Origin of the sequence: Achromobacter xylosoxidans, from assembly GCF_001457475.1 — a bacterium.
Lineage (GTDB): Bacteria > Pseudomonadota > Gammaproteobacteria > Burkholderiales > Burkholderiaceae_B > Achromobacter > Achromobacter xylosoxidans.
On the sequence record NZ_LN831029.1, the window covers coordinates 5,078,106 to 5,095,717 of the forward strand.

A 17,612-nucleotide genomic window follows, 5' to 3' on the forward strand; every position below is an offset into this window, starting at 1 on the left:
TCAATAAGTTATATTACTCGTTCCGCATTACGGAAGGCAATTGTCATCCGTGAAATGCGCTTGCGCGGCGGCGCAGCACGAACTTTCACATGCCGGGAGCGGCGTTTCATGATGCGAAAAATGACGGGTTTGAGAGCGCCTACAATGCGGTCATCTCCACGTTTTCCGACGACCTTCTCCATGACGCTGTCTCACGGCCCGCTGGGCCAGAGCGTGACCTACGTCTCGCAATACGATCCCTCGCTGCTGTTTCCCATCGCCCGCGCCCACAACCGCGAGGCGCTCAACCTGGCGACCGGGCCCCTGCCGTTCACCGGGGTCGATCTGTGGAACGCCTACGAGCTGTCCTGGCTCGACGCCAAGGGCAAGCCGCGGGTGGCGATGGCGACGTTCTCGGTGCCGGCCGACAGCCCCAACATCATCGAGTCCAAGTCGTTCAAGCTGTACCTGAATTCGTTCAACCAGACCCGGCTGGTCAACTCGGCCGCCCTGCGCGGCCGCCTGGAGCGCGACCTGAGCGCCGCCGCCGGCGCCCCCGTGGGGCTGGACTTCATCCTGCCGCAGCGCTTCGGCGAGCTGCGGATGGGCGAACTGGACGGTATCTATATAGACAAGCTCGACATCGAGATCGACACCTACGAACCGGCGCCCGAGTTGCTGCGCAACCGCCCGGGCGACGTGGTCGAGGAAACCCTGTGCTCGCGCCTGCTCAAGTCCAACTGCCCGGTGACCGGCCAGCCCGACTGGGCCAGCGTGCAGATCCGCTACCGCGGCCAGCCCATCGACCGCGAATCGCTGCTGCGCTACGTGATCTCGTTCCGCCAGCACGCCGAATTCCACGAGCATTGCGTGGAACGCATCTTCACCGACATCATGCAGGCCTGCGCGCCCGAGCAATTGACGGTCTATGCGCGCTACACGCGGCGCGGCGGGCTGGACATCAATCCATGGCGCAGCAACGTCGAGACCACGCCGCCGGCCGACGTGCGCACGGTGCGCCAGTAAAAAAAGCCTCGTCCGCCCGAAGGCGGACGTTTTTTTTATAAGCGACGTCCATCCTGGCGGCGTCGCCCGCCGCCCTACTTCACGAACGGCGCGGGCCGCGGCGTGTCGTCCGCCGACGGCGGCAGCAGCGGATACTGGATCGCCGGCTGGTCGCCCGTCAGGGTCTTCAGGAACGCCACGATCTGCGCGTTCTCGTCCGGCGTGAAGGTGCGGCCCAGTTGCAGGCGGCCCATCACGTCCACCGCCTGCGTCAGGGTGGCGGCCTCGCCGTCATGGAAGTACGGATAGGTCAGCGCCACGTTGCGCAGCGTCGGCACCTTGAAGTTGAAGCGGTCGGCGTCCTTGCCGGTGACGGCGGCGCGGCCCTCGGCCTTGTTGTCGGTCTGGTACGGCGCCACCAGCCCCATCTTCTGGAACGAGTTGCCGCCCACCGCCACGCCGTTGTGGCACGCCACGCAGCCGCTGTTCTTGAACAGGGTGTAGCCGGCCAGTTCCTTGACGGTCAGCGCCTTGTCGTCGCCCTTGAGCCACTGGTCGAAGCGCGAATTCGGCGTCACCAGCGTTTCCTCGAAGGCCGCCAACGCGCCCGTCACCTCCTCAATGGTGATGCCGTCCTTGCCGAACACCTGCTTGAACTCGGCGCGGTAGCCGGGAATGGAGTTGAGCACCTGCACCGCCAGTTCGTGGGTGGAGGCCATTTCCATGGGGTTGGCGATCGGGCCGCCGGCCTGTTCGCGCAGGTCCTTGGCGCGGCCGTCCCAGAACTGGGCGATGTTCAGGCTGGAATTGAGCACCGTGGGCGAGTTGATCGAACCCTGCTGCCACTTGTGGCCGATGGACGCCTTCAGGTTGTCGGAACCGCCCATGCCCAGGTTGTGGCAGGAATTACAGGAGATCGCGCCCGAGCGCGACAGGCGCGGGTCGAAGAACAGCTTCTTGCCCAGCTCCACCTTGGCCGGGTCCTTGACCACCGCCGCCTCGATGGGCTGGATCGGCTCTTCGCGCGGCGCCCCCGACGCCTGGCCCGCCCACAGTCCGATGACGACACCCGCCGCGAGCATCGCGTGCTTCTTTCTCATGGTTTTCTCCTGTTGAAATAACCTTGTCGCTCTCAAGGTCATTACATCGGAGCCGGCCGGCGGGCGGCTTGCGATGCGTCAAGCGCGCCAACGCCCCGCCGCGCCTCGCCATGGCGGATTGACCTGACGCAAGCCGGGCATGCCAACCTGTCGCCCCCCATGCCCGGCGCCTCGCACGACCGTGTCAGACGCTGGCGTCCAGCTGGCGCAGGTGCGCCTCCAGGAAGTCCACGCATACCCGCACCTTGGCCGAGGCATTCAGGCGTGACGGATAGACCGCCCAGATATTGGCTTCCTGGCGGTACTGCGGCAGCACCGGCACCAGCTTGCCGGCGGCGATCAGCGGGCCCACGTCCCAGGCCGAGCGCAGGATGATGCCGCGCCCGTCCACCGCCCACTGCACCACCATCTCGCCATTGTTGGCCGACAGCGGGCCGCGCACCTTGACGGTGTGCTCGCGCTCGCCACGCCGCATGCGCCAGACGCCGAAGGGATGGTCGCGTTCCTTGATCACCAGGCAGTCGTGCGCGGCCAGGTCGTCCAGCTTGCGCGGCGCGCCGCGTTCGGCCAGGTACGACGGCGCGGCGCACAGCAGCCGGTGGTTGGCGGCAAGCTTGCGCGCGATCACGTGCGGCGCGATGTCGTCGCCCACCCGCACGTCCAGGTCGTAGCCTTCGGCCGCCACATCGACCAGGCGGTCGAACACCTCGAAGCGCACCTGCACGGCGGGATGGCGCGACACGAACGCCGACAGCGCCGGCGCCACCACCCGCCGCCCGAAACCGAAACTGCTGCAGATGCGCAGCAGGCCGCGCGGTTCGCGGCGCGTGACGCCGACTTCTTCGACCAGGTGCTCGACGTCGTCAAGAATGCGCTGGGCCCAGTGATAGACACGCTCGCCGGCCTCGCTCACCACCACCCGCCGCGTGGTGCGGTGGAACAGCGGCGTGCCCAGGCTGGCCTCCAGCAGCCGGATGCGCTTGGTGACGTAAGCGGCCGACATGCCCAGGTCTTCGGCGGCGCGGGAAAAACTGGAGGCGCGCACCACGGCGTTGAATACGCGCAGGTCGGCGGGCAGCAGGTCATTATTCATGATTCGTGCATATTCATTTCACGCGATGGACCATTGTAGATGGACTGTAGGGCCGCCTACCATGCTGTCGTCCTCCCGCCGCCGCCCCCTGAGCGCCGCGGCCGGCCCTTTTTTTCCTCTTTTTTCAGGTCCATCCATGTCCCACGTCCACAAGATCGCGGCCATCGCCGGCGACGGCATCGGCAACGAAGTCCTGCCCGAAGGCCTGCGCGCCGTTCAAGCGGCCGCCCGCCGCTTCGGCCTGGCGCTGCAGATCGATACCTTCCCCTGGGCCAACTGCGAGTACTACGCGCGGCACGGCGAGATGATGCCGCCCGACTGGAAGGAACAGCTGCAGGGCTACGACGCCATCTACTTCGGCGCGGTCGGCTGGCCCGCCACGGTGCCGGACCACGTGTCGCTGTGGGGCTCGCTGCTGAAATTCCGGCGCGAGTTCGACCAGTACATCAACCTGCGCCCGGTCCGCCTGTTCGAGGGCGTGCCGTGCCCGCTGGCCGGCCAGCGCCCGGGCGACATCGACTTCTTCATCGTGCGCGAGAACACCGAAGGCGAATACACCAACCTGGGCGGCCGCCTGTTCACCGGCACCGACCGCGAAATCGTGATCCAGGAATCGGTCTTCACCCGCCACGGCACCGACCGCGTCATGCGCTACGCCTTCGAGCTGGCCAACCGGCGCCAGCGCAAGCAGCTCACGGTCGCCACCAAGAGCAACGGCATCGCCATCAGCATGCCGTGGTGGGACGAACGCGCCGACGCCGTCGGCCAGCAGTATCCCGACGTCAAGACCGACAAGCAGCACATCGACATCCTGGCCGCGCGCTTCGTGCTGCAGCCGCAGCGCTTCGACGTGGTGGTGGCCTCCAACCTGTTCGGCGACATCCTGTCGGACCTGGGTCCGGCCTGCACCGGCACCATCGGCATCGCGCCGTCGGCCAACCTGAACCCGGAGCGCGCCTTCCCCTCGCTGTTCGAGCCGGTGCACGGCTCGGCGCCGGACATCTACGGCAAGGGCATCGCCAACCCCATCGCCATGATCTGGTCGGGCGCGCTGATGCTGCAGTTCCTGGGCAGCCAGGACGCGCACGACGCCATCCTGGCGGCCATCGAGCACTGCCTGAAGGACGGCCCGCGCACGCCCGACCTGGGCGGCCAGGCCCGCACCGAGGACATCGGCCGCGCCATCGCCGCCCATATCGAGGCGCAAGGCTGATCCCGGGCGCGGCAAGCGCTCTCCCTCCCCGGGACGGCGGCAAATCCGCCGGCCCCAAAGCAGAACGCCGCCCGAGGGCGGCGTTCTGCCTGCTGCGACGGCGGACGCGTCAGGAACGCGCCGGCACCGCGGCGGCGGGATCGGCCCGGCGCGCCTGCACCGCGATCCACTGCGCCAGCAGCGCGGCGGCGGCGAACGCCACGCCCGCGCCGATCCACGGCCCCTGGCGCAATCCCGCGTCCAGCAGCAGGCCGAAAGCCAGCGGCCCCAGCGCCGAACCGACGTCCATGCCGGAATACACCAGGCCGTAGACCGAGCCGGTGGAGCCCTTGGGCGTCACGCGCCGGATCAGCATGTCGCGCGACGGCGCCGCCACGCCCGAGCAGAAGCCGGCCAGCGCCACCACCGGCGCGGCGAACAGCGCCGGCACCAGGCCCAGCGCCAGCACCACCAGCGTCAGGCCGGCCAGGATCAGCGCCACCATCACGGTGCGCTCGGTGCGCGGGTTGGCCGACACCAGGAAGCCGCCGGCCGCCATGCCCACCGCCGACGCCACCATATAGCCCGACAGCGCCGAGCTGGCCGCCACCTTGGACAGGTCGTACAGCTGGCCCAACAGCGGAATGGTGTAGTTCTGCACCGACGACAGCGCAATGGAGGTGCAGGCGAAGAACAGGAACGCGCCCCACAGCGCCGGCTTGGACAGCAGCGTGGCCAGGGTCGCCAGCACGCCTTCCTGCGGCTTGGGCGCGGCGCGCGCGCCATTCCTGGCATCGTCGGCCTGGGCCGGTTCGGCGCCGCCCAGCAGGTTGCGACCCAGCACGGTCAGCAACAGCACGAAGGCCACCAGCGCGGCGGCGCTGTAGGCCGCCACGCGCCAGTTGGCCAGCAGCGTGATCGAGGTCATGAACACGGGCGTGAGGGCCCAGCCCAGGTTGCCGGTCAGGCCGTGGGCGGAAAAGGCATGGCCCAGGCGCGGCGCGGTGATGCGGTGGTTGATGATGGAGTAGTCGGCCGGGTGGAACACCGAATTGCCGATGCCGCCGACCACGGCGGCCGCCATCAGCATGGTGTAGCCGGTGGCCGAGCCGATCAGCAGCCCCGACAGCACGAAACAGGCCAGGCCGAACCACAGCACCGGCCGCGCGCCGACTCGGTCCACCACGAAGCCGGAGGAGGCCTGGCCGATGCCCGACACCACATAGAAGGTCGACACCAAGAGGCCGAGGCGGGCGAAGTCCAGCCCGAACTCGTTGCCGAGCGACACGTACAGCGACGGCAGGACCAGTTGGAAGAAGTGCGACGAGGCGTGGGCCACGCCGATCAGCAGGATGATCTGCCAGTCGCGGCGGCGGACGGCGGCGTCCGAGGCCAGGTTGGATGCAGCGGTAGTCATTGCGCAAGGCCGCGGGCAGCGGCGAAAGGCGGCCGCCCCGGGGCGGTTCGCGGGTTGTCTCCAGCAACGACCGGCCGGGCCGGCGTTGTCCCTGTGGCGAATGCGGCGCGTGGCCGTGCCGGTCGCGGTCCAAGCCCCGCCGGCATCGCTCTTGGTCTGTCCTGGCGGCCCCGGGCGCGAGCCGGGCCGCCGTGTTTCACTGCGCTTTCTCGCGGATCGCGGGCCAGGCGCGCTGCAGGTAATACAGCATCGACCAGACCGTCAGCACCGCGGCCACGACGATCAGCACGTCGCCCAGCAGCTTGCTGGACACGCCATAGATCGGCTGGTTGTACAGCAGGCACGGAATCGCCACCATCTGCGCGGCGGTCTTGAACTTGCCCAACCGGTGCACCGCCACGCTGGCGCTGGCGCCGATCTTGGCCATCCACTCGCGCAGCGCCGAAATGGTGATTTCGCGGCCGATGATGATGAGCGAGATGAAGGCATCGACGCGGCTCAGGTCCAGCAGCACGATCAGCGCGGCGCAGACCATCAGCTTGTCGGCCACCGGATCCAGGAACGCGCCGAACGCCGAAGTCTGGTTCCAGCGGCGCGCCAGCCAGCCGTCGAACCAGTCGGTCAGGGCGGCGATGATGAAGGCCCAGGCGGCGAACGTGTCGCGCACCGGCACGGACATCCAGCTGTCGGGCAGGTAGAACAGCCCGACTACCAGCGGGATCATGGCGATACGCAGCCACGTCAGGATGATGGGTACGTTAATTGGCATAGTGTCCGTATGCTACATCAGCCGGGTTGCGCTGGCTGTCTCGGGGCCGCCGGGCGGCCACGAACCGGCCGTCCGGAGCCCTATCCGCGCAGCGCCTCGTAGATCCGTTCGGCCAGTTCCTCGGAAATCCCGTCCACCGACGCCAGGTCCTCGATGCTGGCCGAGGCCACCCCCGAAAAACCGCCGAAACGGGCCAGCAGGCGCTGCCGGCGGCGCGCCCCGACCCCCTCGATCTCTTCCAGCCGCGACACGTTGCGGGTCTTGGCGCGGCGCGCCCGCATGCCAGTGATGGCAAAGCGGTGCGCCTCGTCGCGCACCTGGGCGATCAGCATCAGGGCGGCCGACTCGCCGCCCAGCGCCACCGGCGGACGGCCGTCGGCGAACACCAGGGTCTCCAGGCCGACCTTGCGCCCTTCGCCTTTGGCCACGCCCACCAGCGCCTGGATGTCCAGGCCCAGCTCGGCGAACACCTGGCGCGCCACCTCGACCTGGCCCTTGCCGCCGTCGATCAGCACCAGCCCGGGCATCTGCGCCTCGCCGTCGGCCACCTTGGCGAAGCGCCGCGTCAGCACCTGGCGCATGGCGGCGTAGTCGTCGCCCGGGGTGATGCCCGCGATGTTGTAGCGGCGGTACAGCGACGGCTGCATGTCATGGTGCTCGAACACCACGCAGGAAGCCTGGGTGGCCTCGCCGGCGGTATGGCTGATGTCGAAGCACTCGATGCGCAGCGCGTCCAGCGCCGCCTCGTCGGTATCCAGGTCCAGGGTTTCGGCCAGCGCCAGGGTGCGGGCGGCGCGGGCGCCGGATTCGGTCAGGGCCCGTGCCAGCGCCATCTCGGCGTTCTTGACCGCCTGTTCCAGCCAGGCGCGGCGGGCGCCCTGCGGCCGCGTCAGCACGCGCGACGGGCGGCCGCCGGCCTGCTCCACCAGCAGGTCGATCAGGCCGGCGTCGGGCAGCGCGTGCGAACAGACCAGCACTGGCGGCAGCGCATTGTCGGTGTAGTGCTGGGCCACGAAGGCCTCCAGCACCTGCGGCGCGGCCTCGCCCTCGGCGTGGGTCGGGAAGAACGGCTTGTCGCCCAGGTGGCGCCCGCCCCGCACCATGGCCAGGTTGACACAGACCTTGCCGCCGGCGATGGCCACCGCGACGATGTCGGTGTCCTCGCCGCTGACGTTTTCCATGGTCTGCTGGTGCAGCACCCGCGCCAGCGAGCCCATCTGGTCGCGCAGCGCGGCGGCTTCCTCGAAGCGCAGCGCCTCGGCGGCCTCCAGCATGCGGGCCTCGATCTCGCCCATCACGTCCTTGGCCTCGCCATTCAAAAAGCGCACCGCTCGCTGCACGTCCGAGGCGTAGTCCTGCGCCTGGATGGCGCCCACACAGGGCGCCGAGCAGCGCCCGATCTGGTGCAGCAGACAGGGCCGCGAGCGGTTGGCGAAAACGGTGTCCTCACAGGTCCGCAGGCGGAACACCTTCTGCAGGATCTGGATGGTCTCGCGCACCGCCCAGGCGTTGGGGAACGGGCCGAAGTACTGGCCGCGCTTGTTGGTGGCCCCGCGGTAATAAGCGATGCGCGGCCAGTCGTGGCCGGTGATCAGCAGGTAGGGATAGGACTTGTCGTCGCGGAACAGGATGTTGTAGCGCGGCTTCAGGCTCTTGATGAGGTTGTTTTCCAGGATCAGCGCTTCGGCCTCGGAGCGCGTGACGGTGACCTCCAGCCGCGCCACCTTCGCCACCATCTGGGCGATGCGCGGGCTGGCCAGGTTCTTCTGGAAATACGACGAGACGCGCTTTTTCAGGTCGCGCGCCTTGCCGACATACATGACCTCGCCGGCCGCATCCAGGTGCCGGTAGACACCCGGAAGATGCGGCAGGTCAGCCAGGAACGATTTGAGATTGAAGTCGTCGGGCATTCTGGTAACGGCTTTCGGCCTGCAGGGCGTCCCAGTCGAGCGCGTCGAAACGCGGCATCAAGCGGCGGATGCGGGCCACGGACTCGGGGGCATGGTCGAACTCGAGCCGCGCCAGCAGCTCGTCGGCCAGGTCGGGCCGGTTGCACACCAGCACCATGTCGCAACCGGCGCCCAGCGCGGCCTGGGCGCGCGCCAGGATGTCGCCGGCGACGGACGCGCCTTCCATGGTCAGGTCATCGGAGAACACTACCCCATCGTAGCCCAGGCGGGTGCGCAGGATGTCCTGCACCCAGCGCTTGGAGAATCCGGCCGGATGCTTGTCGACCTTGGGGTAGATCACGTGCGCCGGCATCACCGACGGCAGCACCGCGTCGCCCAGCCAGGCGTAGGGCGCGGCGTCGTCCTTCAGGATGCGTTCCAGCGGGCGCGGATCGACCGGGATCTCGTGGTGCGAATCCGCGCCGACGAAACCGTGCCCCGGGAAATGCTTGCCGCAGGCCGACATGCCGGCCAGCGCCAGGCCCTGGATCAGCGCGCGCGACAGCATCGTCACCACCCGCGCGTCTTGGTGGAAGGCGCGATTGCCGATCACCTTGCTGACGCCGTAGTCCAGGTCCAGCACCGGCGTGAAGCTCATGTCCACGCCGCAGGCGCGCAGCTCGGCGGCCAGCACGTAGCCGGCCTCGGTCGCCAGGCGCATCGCGGTCAGCGGATCGCGGTCCCACAGCGCGCCCAGGTCGCGCATCGCGGGCAGCGGCGTGAAGCCGTCTTCGCGGAAGCGCTGCACCCGGCCGCCCTCGTGGTCCACCAGGATCAGCAGGCGCTCCTTGCGCGCCTTGTGGATCTGGCGGGTCAGCTCGGTCAGCTGGCGGCGGTTCTCGAAATTGCGCGCGAACAGGATCACGCCGCCCACCAGCGGGTGGCGCAGGCGCTTCTTTTCTTCCTTGGTCAGCACGGTGCCGGCCACATCGACCATCACGGGACCGGGCGGCAGCGCCCGGGATTTCTTCTTGGCCATCGGCTTGTCCTTCTGTCTTGCAAACCGGCCCGCGGGCTCAGGGCTTGCGTTCGACCACCACGTAGGCGGCGGCCATGTCGGATTCATCGGTAATGGAAACGTGCGCGGCGCCGAAGCGCTGCACGTACCATTCCAGCAGTTCGGGGGCGATCACCAGCACCGGCCGGCCGCCGGGCGCGTTCAGGGTCTGCACCCGGCGCCAGGTCATGGGCATGCGCATGCCCAGGCCCACCGCCTTGGAAAAGGCTTCCTTGGCGGCAAAGCGCGTCGCCAGGAAGCGCACGCCGCGCACCGGGTCGCGGGCGCGGCGGGCGTGGAATTTGGCCAGTTCCTCGGGCCCCAGGATCTTCTCGGCGAAACGGTCGCCGTGGCGCGCCAGGGCGCGCTCGATGCGGTCGATGCGCAGCAGGTCCATGCCGATGCCGCCGATGGCGGCCGGCGCGGGAACGACGAGCGGAGATTCGGGCTGGGACATCGTTGCGGGCGCCTTGGGAGGGAGTCGGCCTGGGCTCAACGGCCGCGCAGCGCTTCCAGGCGGGCCTGCACCATCAGCGCCTTCATGTCGCGCACCGCCTTTTCCCAGCCGTCGAACACCGCCTGCGCGACGATGGCGTGGCCGATATTGAGCTCGGAAATGCCGTCCAGCGCCGCCACCGGCTTGACGTTGCCGTAGTGCAGGCCATGGCCGGCATTGACGCGCAAGCCATGGCGCAGCCCTTCGGCCACCGCCACGCGGATGCGTTCGAGTTCGGCCTGGGCGGCCTCGCCCTCCGCTTCGGCGTAGGCGCCGGTATGCAGCTCGATGACCGGCGCGCCGGCGCGGGCAGCGGCTTCGATCTGCGCGGGATCGGGGTCGATGAACAGCGACACGCGGATGCCGGTCTCGGTCAGCAGGCCGACCGCGTCCGTCACCGCCGACAAGGCGCCGGCCACTTCCAGCCCGCCCTCGGTGGTCAGCTCGGTGCGTTTTTCCGGCACCAGGCAGACGTCATTGGGCTTGACCGCGCAGGCGATCTCCAGCATTTCCGGCGTCACCGCGCATTCCAGGTTCATGCGGGTGCGCAACCGCGGCCGGATGGCGTAGACGTCGGCGTCCTGGATGTGGCGGCGGTCTTCGCGCAGATGCAGCGTGATCAGGTCGGCGCCGGCGTCCTCGGCGCGCAGCGCCGCCGCGACCGGGTCGGGATAGGTCGTGTGACGCTGCTGCCGCAGGGTCGCGACATGATCGATGTTTACACCAAGTTCTATCATTGCACTTTCGTTGTTTCTTCCCAGCCGCCGCCCAGTGCCTTGTAGAGTTCCACACGGTTGATCAGCGCGGCCAGGCCGGTTTGCACCAGCGCCAGCTGGGCATTGAAAAAGTCCACTTGCGCGGTCTGCACCTGCAGGTAGCTGTCGATACCATTGGTATAGCGCAGGTTCGACAGCTCCAGGGTGCGCGCCGACGAATCCTGCAGCGCGCGCTGGGCGTCCAACTGGGCGCCGTAGGTGGCTTCGCCCGCCAGCGCGTCCGAGACCTCGCGGAACGCCTGCTGGATGGTCTGCTCGTACTGCGCCACCGCGATGTTGTCGCGCGCCTTGGCCAGGTTCAAGCCTTCGCGGATGCTGCCGCCGGCGAACAGCGGCGTGGTGATCGACGGCGAGAAGCTCCAGTACCCTTGCCCGCCCTTGAACAGCGTATCCAGCGACGGGCTGGCCACGCCGAACAGGCCGGTCAGCGAGATGGTCGGGAAGAACGCCGCGCGCGCCGCGCCGATGTTGGCATTGGCCGACTTCAGGTTGTTCTCGGCGGCCAGGATGTCCGGACGACGCTCCAGCAGGTCGGACGGCAGCCCGGCCGGCACCGTCGCCAGCAGCTGGTCGCGGCCGAACGTGGCGGGCGGCGGCAGGTCCTCGGGCAACGGCGTGCCGAGCAACAGCACCAACGCATTGACGGCCTGGGCCTGGGCCCGGGCCAACTGCGCCAGGTCGGCCGAGGCCGTATCCAGCAGCGACTTGGACTGGTTCAGGTCCAGTTCGGAGGCGACGCCACCGTCGAAGCGGCGCTTGACCAGGTTGTACGACTCCTGGCGCGAGGCCAGCGTGCGCTGGGTCAGTTCCAGCTGCACCTGGGCCGCGCGCAGGTTGAAGTACGACTGCGCCACCGCGCCGATCAGCGTGATGTGGGTGCTCTTTTGCGCCTGCTCGGTCGACAGGTACTGCTGGTACGCCGCTTCCGACAGGCTGCGCAGGCGGCCGAACAGGTCGATCTCAAACGTGGTCAGGCCGATGCCGGCCTGGTACGAACTGGTGACCGAACCGGCGCCCGGCTGGCGCATGTTCTCGGGGAAACGCTGGCGCTGCCCCTGGATGCCGGCGCCGATGCTGGGCCATTGCGCGCCGCGCTGCACGCCATACTGGGCGCGCGCCTCTTCGACGCGCTGCACCGCCACGCGCAGGTCGCGATTGTTGACCAGCGCCAGCTCGATCAGGCGCTGCAGGCGCGGATCACGGAAGAACTCGCGCCAGCCCAGGTCGGCCGCGGGCGTGCCCGCCTGCGGCGCCACCGCCGACGCGGGCTGGGTGCCCAGCGTCATCGGCGTGGCGTACGCGCCGTACTGCACCTTGGGCTGGTCGGGCCAGTTGCCGGAGACCGGCGCGTCGGGACGTTTGTAGTCGGGCGCCAGCGAGCAGCCGGCCAACGCCACCGCCACGAAGGCGGACAAGGCGGTCTGTTTGAACATCAGGGCGCTCATTCCTTGCCCTCCTGGCCACCGTTGGGTTGTGCGGATGCGTCCGGCGGGGTCTGCCCCGCGGCCGCCTTCTTGGCCGCCTGTTCTTCCTCGAAGGCGCGCAGCTCGGCGCCCAGCAGGCGCGGCTTGGTCTTGAACAGACCCAGCACCACGACGAAGAAGGTCGGCACGAAAATCACCGCGAACGGCGTGGCGGCCAGCATGCCGCCCAGCACGCCCAGGCCCACCGCGCGCTGGCTGGCGGCGCCGGCGCCGGTGGCCATGGCCAGCGGCACCACGCCCAGGATGAACGCCAGCGAGGTCATCAGGATCGGCCGGAACCGCAGGCGCGCGGCTTCCACCGCCGCCTCGTACAGGCCCATGCCGCGCGCGTACTGGTCCTTGGCGAATTCCACGATCAGGATGGCGTTCTTGGCCGCCAGCCCGATCACGGTCACCATGCCCACCTGGAAGTACACGTCGTTGGACATGCCCAGCGCGCTGACCAGCGCCACCGCGCCCAGCATCCCCAGCGGCACCACCAGCATCACGGAGATCGGGATGGCCCAGCTTTCATACAGCGCGGCCAGCACCAGGAACACCACCAGCAGCGACAGGCCCATCAGGATCGGGGCCTGGTTGCCGGCCTGGCGCTCCTGGTAGGACAGCCCGGTCCATTCGTAGCCGAAGCCCTGCGGCAGCTGGCCCACCAGCTTCTGCATTTCCTCCATGGCCTGGCCGGTCGTGTAGCCGGCCGCGGCGCTGCCGCCGATGCGCATGGATTCGTAGCTGTTGTAGCGCACCACCTGCACCGGGCCCTGCGACCACTTGGCCGTCACGAACGACGACAACGGCACCATGCCGCCCTGGGCGTTGCGGGCGTTCAGCTGCAGCACGTCCGACAGCTGCATGCGGTACGGCGCATCCGCCTGCACCCAGATGTTCTGCATCCGGCCCAGGTTGGGGAACTTGCTCAGGTAGGCCGAACCGACGGCGGTGGAGATCAGCGAGGCGGCCTCGTCGAAGTTCACCCCCAGCGCCGCTGCCTTGTCGCGGTCGATGTCCAGCGTCAGCTGCGTGCCGGCCGACAGGCCGGTGATACGCACCTGCGACAGCACCGGGCTCTTCATGGCCATGCCCATCAGCTGGCCGGTGGCCGCGGCCAGCGCCTCGGTGCCGGCCGCGCCGCGATCCTGCAGGCGCAGGTCGAAGCCGGTGGCATTGCCCAGCGACGAGATCGCGGGCGGCACCAGCGTGAACACCTGGGCGTCGTGGATGCCCATGAGCTGCTTCTGGAAGGCGTTGAACGCGATCGCGCCGGCCGAATCCCCCTTGCCCTTGCGATCCTTGAAGTCCTTGAGCGTGGTGAAGGCGATGGCCGCGTTCAGGCCGTTGCCGTTGAAGCTGTAGCCCTGCACCGTGATGATGTTCTCGACTGCCGGAATCTCGCGGAAATAGGCCTCGACCTCTTCGATCACCTGCACCGTGCGATTGGCGCTGGCGCCCGTGGGCAGCTCAATGTTGCTGATGACGTAGCCCTGGTCTTCTTCCGGCAGGAATGACGACGGCAGGCGCAGGTACAGCCAGCCCAGCAGGATCACCAGCACCAGGAAGGCCAGCATCATGCGGCCGCCCTTGTGCAGGATGCGCGAGACCCAGTTCTGGTAGCCGTGCGTGGTGGCGTCGAACTTGCGGTTGAACCAACCGAAGAAACCCTTCTTGTCGTTGTGGTGCCCCTTGGGCACCGGCTTCAGGATGGTCGCGCACAGCGCCGGCGTGAAGGTCAGCGCCAGCAGCGCCGAGAAGAAGATCGACACGGCCATGGCCACCGAGAACTGGCGGTAGATCACGCCCACCGACCCGCTCATGAAGGCCAGCGGCAGGAATACCGTCACCAGCACCAGCGTGATGCCGATGATGGCGCCGCTGATCTGCGGCATGGCTTTCTTGGTGGCTTCCTTGGGCGGCAACCCTTCGGTCGCCATGATCCGCTCGACGTTCTCGACCACCACGATGGCGTCGTCCACCAGGATGCCGATGGCCAGCACCATGGCGAACATGGTCAGCACGTTGATCGAGAATCCAAACCCCAGCATGACGGCGAACGACCCCAGCATGGCCACCGGCACCACCAGCGCCGGGATCAGGGTGTAGCGCACGTTCTGCAGGAACAGGTACATCACCAGGAACACCAGCACCATGGCTTCGGCCAGGGTGTGCAGCACCTGCTCGATCGAGACCTTGACGTAGGGCGCGGTGTCGTAGGGGATGGCGTAGGTGATGTTGCCGGGGAAGTACTTGGACAGCTCGTCCATCTGCTGGCGCACGCCCTGGGCGGTGGCCAGCGCGTTGGCGTCGGGCGACAGCACGATGGCGAAGGCGGCCGTGGGCTTGCCGTTCAGGCGGGCGCCGAACTGGTAGTTGTCGGCGCCGACCTCGATGCGGGCGACGTCGCGCAGCAGCACCTTGGAACCATCGCTGTTGGCGCGCAGCACGATCTTGCCGAAACCATCGACGGTGCTGAGTTGGCCGTTGGCCACCACGGTGGCCGTGATGCGCTGCGAATCAGGATTGGGCGGCGCGCCGATGCTGCCGCCCGACACCAGCACGTTCTGCGCGGCGATGGCCTGGTTGACCTCGGACATGCTCAGGCTGAAGCCGACCAGCTTGGCCGGGTCGACCCAGATGCGCATGGCGCGCGGCGCCGCGAACAGCTGGAACTGGCCCACGCCGGACACCCGCGACACCGGGTTCTGGATGTTGCGGGTGATGTAGTCGGCCAGCGCGGTCTGGTCGAGCGAGCCGTCGGTGGACGACAGCGTCACGATCATCAGGAAGCCGGTACTGGTCTGCTCGTACTTCAGGCCCTGTTGCTGCACCGCGGACGGCAGCTGGGCGATCACGTTGGACACGCGGTTCTGCACGTCCACCTGCGCCAGGTCAGGGTCGCGGCCGGGCGCGAAGGTGGCGGTGATGGTCGAGGTGCCGTAGGAATCGCTGACCGACTCGTAGTAGATCAGGCCCTTGGCGCCGTTGAGCTTGTCCTCGATGATACTGGTGACCGATTCGGCCACTTCCTTGGCCGAGGCGCCCGGATAGGTCGCGGTGATGGTGATGGCCGGCGGCGCCACGTCGGGGTACTGCGACACCGGCATGTTCGGGATGGCCAGTATCCCCGCCAGCAGGATGAACAGGGCGACTACCCAGGCGAAGATTGGTCGATCAATAAAAAATTGCGGCATGTGGGCTGACTCTGAAAGCGATGCTCACCAAAGAGGAACGCAGCGCATTGCGCTGCGAGCCGCTTACGATTTCTGCGGGGCCTGTTGCGCCGGCTCGGCCGGCTTGGCGCCGGGGTCCGCGGGCTTGGCGCCGGGCTGCCCCGGCTGCCCGCCCGCGGCGGGCGCGCCGCCCGCCTTGTTCCAGGGGCTGGCCTGCACCGGCGCCCCGGGACGGATCTTCTGGAAGCCCTCGACCACGACCACGTCGCCGGCCTTCAGGCCGCTGGTGATGATCCAGTCGGTCTTGACGGCGCCGCCGGTGGTGACGGGCAACTGTTCGATCTTGTTGTCCTTGACCAGCATCAGGCTCTGCGAACCGTCGGCCGTGCGCTGCAGCGCCTGCTGCGGCACCAGCAGGGCCTGGTCGTTCACGCCCTGCTCCAGCCGCACGCGCACGTACATGCCGGGCAGCAGGATGCCGTCGGGGTTGGGGATCTCGGCGCGCAGGTTGACCTGGCCGGTGCTGGGATCGACGGTGATGCCGGTGAACAGCAGCTTGCCGGGACGGTCGTATTCGGTGCCGTCCTCCAGCACCACGGTGGCGCGGGCGGCGTCCTTGCCGACCTGTTGCAGCTTGCCGCTGGCAAACGCGCGGCGCAGCGCAGCCAGGTCCGAGGTGGACTGGGTGAAGTCGACGTAGATGGGATCGAGCTGCTGCACGGTGGCCATCTGCGTGGCGGAGGTGGCCTCGACCAGCGCGCCTTCGGTCACCAGCGGCTTGCCGATGCGGCCCGTGATGGGCGACACGACGTCGGTATAGCCCAGGTTGATCGAGGCGTTGTCCTGGGTCGCCTTGGCGGCGGCCACGGTGGCCTCGGCCTGGCGATAGGCCGCCACGGCGTTGTCGTATTCCTGCTTGCTGACGGCGTTGGCCTTGACCAGCGGCGCGTAACGGTCGGCCAGCAGCTTGGCGCTGAACAGGTTGGCCTGCGCCTGCTTGAGCTGCGCGGTGGCCTGGTCGTAGGCGGCCTTGTAGGGCGCCGGATCGATCTTGAACAGCAGCTGGTTTTCCTTGACGTCGCCGCCCTGTTCGAAGGTGATCTTCTGGACGATGCCGGTGACCCGCGAGCGGATCTGGGCGTCGCGCACGGCGTCGACGCGCCCGGGCAGTTCGGAGACGATGGGCGTGCGCTGCGGCTGCACGGTAATGACGCTGACCTGGGGCATGCCAGGGTTCATCTGCGGCTTTTCACCGCACCCTGCCAACAACAGCGCGAGGACGCCGCCGGAGAAAGCCAGACCTGAGACACGTTTAGGCGAAAACCGCATTGAAACCCCCGCGAAGTTAACCGCGCCAAGCGACCGCAACAATGTGACGGCGATGACCATCGCCGCGTCCGGTTGCCGTAGGCGGCCACGGGGTTGCGCGGCCGCATTTCGACCGCCGTATTTGACCGCAATCCTTGTTTGCGATCAAAGCAAAACCCTGCGCCCCGCCTGTGACACGTGAATAGCCCGTTAATGTAACTCAGTTATTGGGGAAATCACTGATTTTCACGACGAGACGCGACATCGGGAGGGGGGGAAATCCAGCCGCCGCGATCAGAGGTCGGCAACCTCTTGCAGATTGCCCAGGAACACGTAGCCCACGCCATGCACCGTATGCAGGGGCAGGCGTCCGCCCGCCTGGCGCACCTTGCGGCGCAGACGGCAGATCGCCACGTTCAGGGCGCGCAGGTTGGTGCTTTGGCGCGGCAACATCAGTTCCTCGCGCAGGACGGCGAGTTCTTCGCGCAGCAGTTCCTTGCGGGGATTGCGCAACAGGCACTGGAAGCAGGCGCGCTCGACCTCGGTCAGGTCGAGCCGGGTTCCTTGCGGGGTCAGCAGGGTCCAGCCATGGTAGAGCAGGCTCCACCAGCCATCCAGGCGGACCGGAAAGGCGTCGGACGCCGCGGCCGCATCATTGCTGGAGCCCTCGCGCCCCGCGTCGGGAGACGACGCGGCCGGCGGCACGCGGAGAGGGGAATGGGAAAAAGATGCGGTCATCGTCGGTGTCTCCACCGGGCGGGCCGCCTGGAAAAGGACGACGGCCCGGACCCGGAACAAGGTTTCAAGTCTTGCCGAAAGACTACCGTTGCTGACGTGATTGCGCGGCGATGTTGCCCTGGAATCAGACGAGTCCTAGGAAATCGCACCA

General features: G+C 68.1%; 14 protein-coding genes. 2 read left to right on the forward strand and 12 right to left on the reverse strand.

Annotated elements, in window-relative coordinates; translation table 11 throughout:
• Nucleotides 1-180 precede the first annotated feature (180 nt).
• On the forward strand, nucleotides 181-1,005 hold the full coding sequence (queF, locus tag AT699_RS22845; RefSeq protein ID WP_045953300.1) for an NADPH-dependent 7-cyano-7-deazaguanine reductase QueF: 825 nt from the start codon (nucleotides 181-183) through the stop codon (nucleotides 1,003-1,005).
• A 74-nt stretch (nucleotides 1,006-1,079) separates the two neighbouring features.
• Here queF and AT699_RS22850 read toward each other — a convergent pair whose 3' ends face one another.
• Both AT699_RS22850 and AT699_RS22855 read right to left on the reverse strand, forming a co-directional pair.
• Entirely contained in the window at nucleotides 1,080-2,084 is a 1,005-nt protein-coding gene (locus AT699_RS22850; protein ID WP_024069971.1) for a cytochrome-c peroxidase, read from the reverse strand.
• A gap of 184 nt (nucleotides 2,085-2,268) precedes the next feature.
• Nucleotides 2,269-3,177: a LysR substrate-binding domain-containing protein gene (locus AT699_RS22855; RefSeq protein WP_024069972.1), complete on the reverse strand. Its 909-nt coding sequence runs from the start codon at nucleotides 3,175-3,177 to the stop codon at nucleotides 2,269-2,271.
• A gap of 136 nt (nucleotides 3,178-3,313) precedes the next feature.
• Between AT699_RS22855 and AT699_RS22860 the strand changes: the two genes are divergently transcribed.
• Entirely contained in the window at nucleotides 3,314-4,390 is a 1,077-nt protein-coding gene (locus AT699_RS22860) for a tartrate dehydrogenase (RefSeq protein ID WP_053498585.1), read from the forward strand.
• A gap of 109 nt (nucleotides 4,391-4,499) precedes the next feature.
• Here the strand turns inward: AT699_RS22860 and AT699_RS22865 are convergent, their stop codons facing one another.
• The 10 genes from AT699_RS22865 to AT699_RS22910 form a co-directional block, all read right to left on the reverse strand.
• Nucleotides 4,500-5,786, reverse strand: coding sequence for an MFS transporter (locus tag AT699_RS22865; RefSeq protein ID WP_024069974.1), 1,287 nt, complete (start codon nucleotides 5,784-5,786; stop codon nucleotides 4,500-4,502).
• Nucleotides 5,787-5,982: 196 nt separating this feature from the next.
• Entirely contained in the window at nucleotides 5,983-6,555 is a 573-nt protein-coding gene (gene pgsA, locus AT699_RS22870) for a CDP-diacylglycerol--glycerol-3-phosphate 3-phosphatidyltransferase (RefSeq protein ID WP_020929024.1), read from the reverse strand.
• A gap of 80 nt (nucleotides 6,556-6,635) precedes the next feature.
• The gene (gene uvrC, locus AT699_RS22875) at nucleotides 6,636-8,465 is read right to left on the reverse strand and encodes an excinuclease ABC subunit UvrC (protein ID WP_020929025.1); all 1,830 of its coding nucleotides are present in this window, start codon (nucleotides 8,463-8,465) and stop codon (nucleotides 6,636-6,638) included.
• Nucleotides 8,428-9,483, reverse strand: coding sequence for a beta-N-acetylhexosaminidase (nagZ, locus tag AT699_RS22880; RefSeq protein ID WP_006384819.1), 1,056 nt, complete (start codon nucleotides 9,481-9,483; stop codon nucleotides 8,428-8,430). The genes uvrC and nagZ overlap by 38 nt, the downstream gene beginning before the upstream one ends.
• A 37-nt stretch (nucleotides 9,484-9,520) precedes the next feature.
• Entirely contained in the window at nucleotides 9,521-9,958 is a 438-nt protein-coding gene (gene acpS / locus AT699_RS22885) for a holo-ACP synthase (RefSeq protein ID WP_006384820.1), read from the reverse strand.
• Nucleotides 9,959-9,993: 35 nt separating this feature from the next.
• Entirely contained in the window at nucleotides 9,994-10,734 is a 741-nt protein-coding gene (pdxJ, locus tag AT699_RS22890; RefSeq protein WP_006384821.1) for a pyridoxine 5'-phosphate synthase, read from the reverse strand.
• Nucleotides 10,731-12,218, reverse strand: a complete 1,488-nt coding sequence (locus AT699_RS22895; protein ID WP_020929026.1) for an efflux transporter outer membrane subunit — start codon at nucleotides 12,216-12,218, stop codon at nucleotides 10,731-10,733. The genes pdxJ and AT699_RS22895 overlap by 4 nt, the downstream gene beginning before the upstream one ends.
• Nucleotides 12,215-15,436, reverse strand: a complete 3,222-nt coding sequence (locus tag AT699_RS22900; protein ID WP_020929027.1) for an efflux RND transporter permease subunit — start codon at nucleotides 15,434-15,436, stop codon at nucleotides 12,215-12,217. Before AT699_RS22900 ends, AT699_RS22895 begins: the two co-directional genes overlap by 4 nt.
• A 63-nt stretch (nucleotides 15,437-15,499) precedes the next feature.
• Complete coding sequence (locus AT699_RS22905) at nucleotides 15,500-16,744, reverse strand: efflux RND transporter periplasmic adaptor subunit (protein WP_038504227.1); 1,245 nt, start codon at nucleotides 16,742-16,744, stop codon at nucleotides 15,500-15,502.
• A 273-nt stretch (nucleotides 16,745-17,017) separates the two neighbouring features.
• Nucleotides 17,018-17,461, reverse strand: coding sequence for a winged helix-turn-helix domain-containing protein (locus AT699_RS22910; RefSeq protein ID WP_024069976.1), 444 nt, complete (start codon nucleotides 17,459-17,461; stop codon nucleotides 17,018-17,020).
• Nucleotides 17,462-17,612 lie beyond the last annotated feature (151 nt).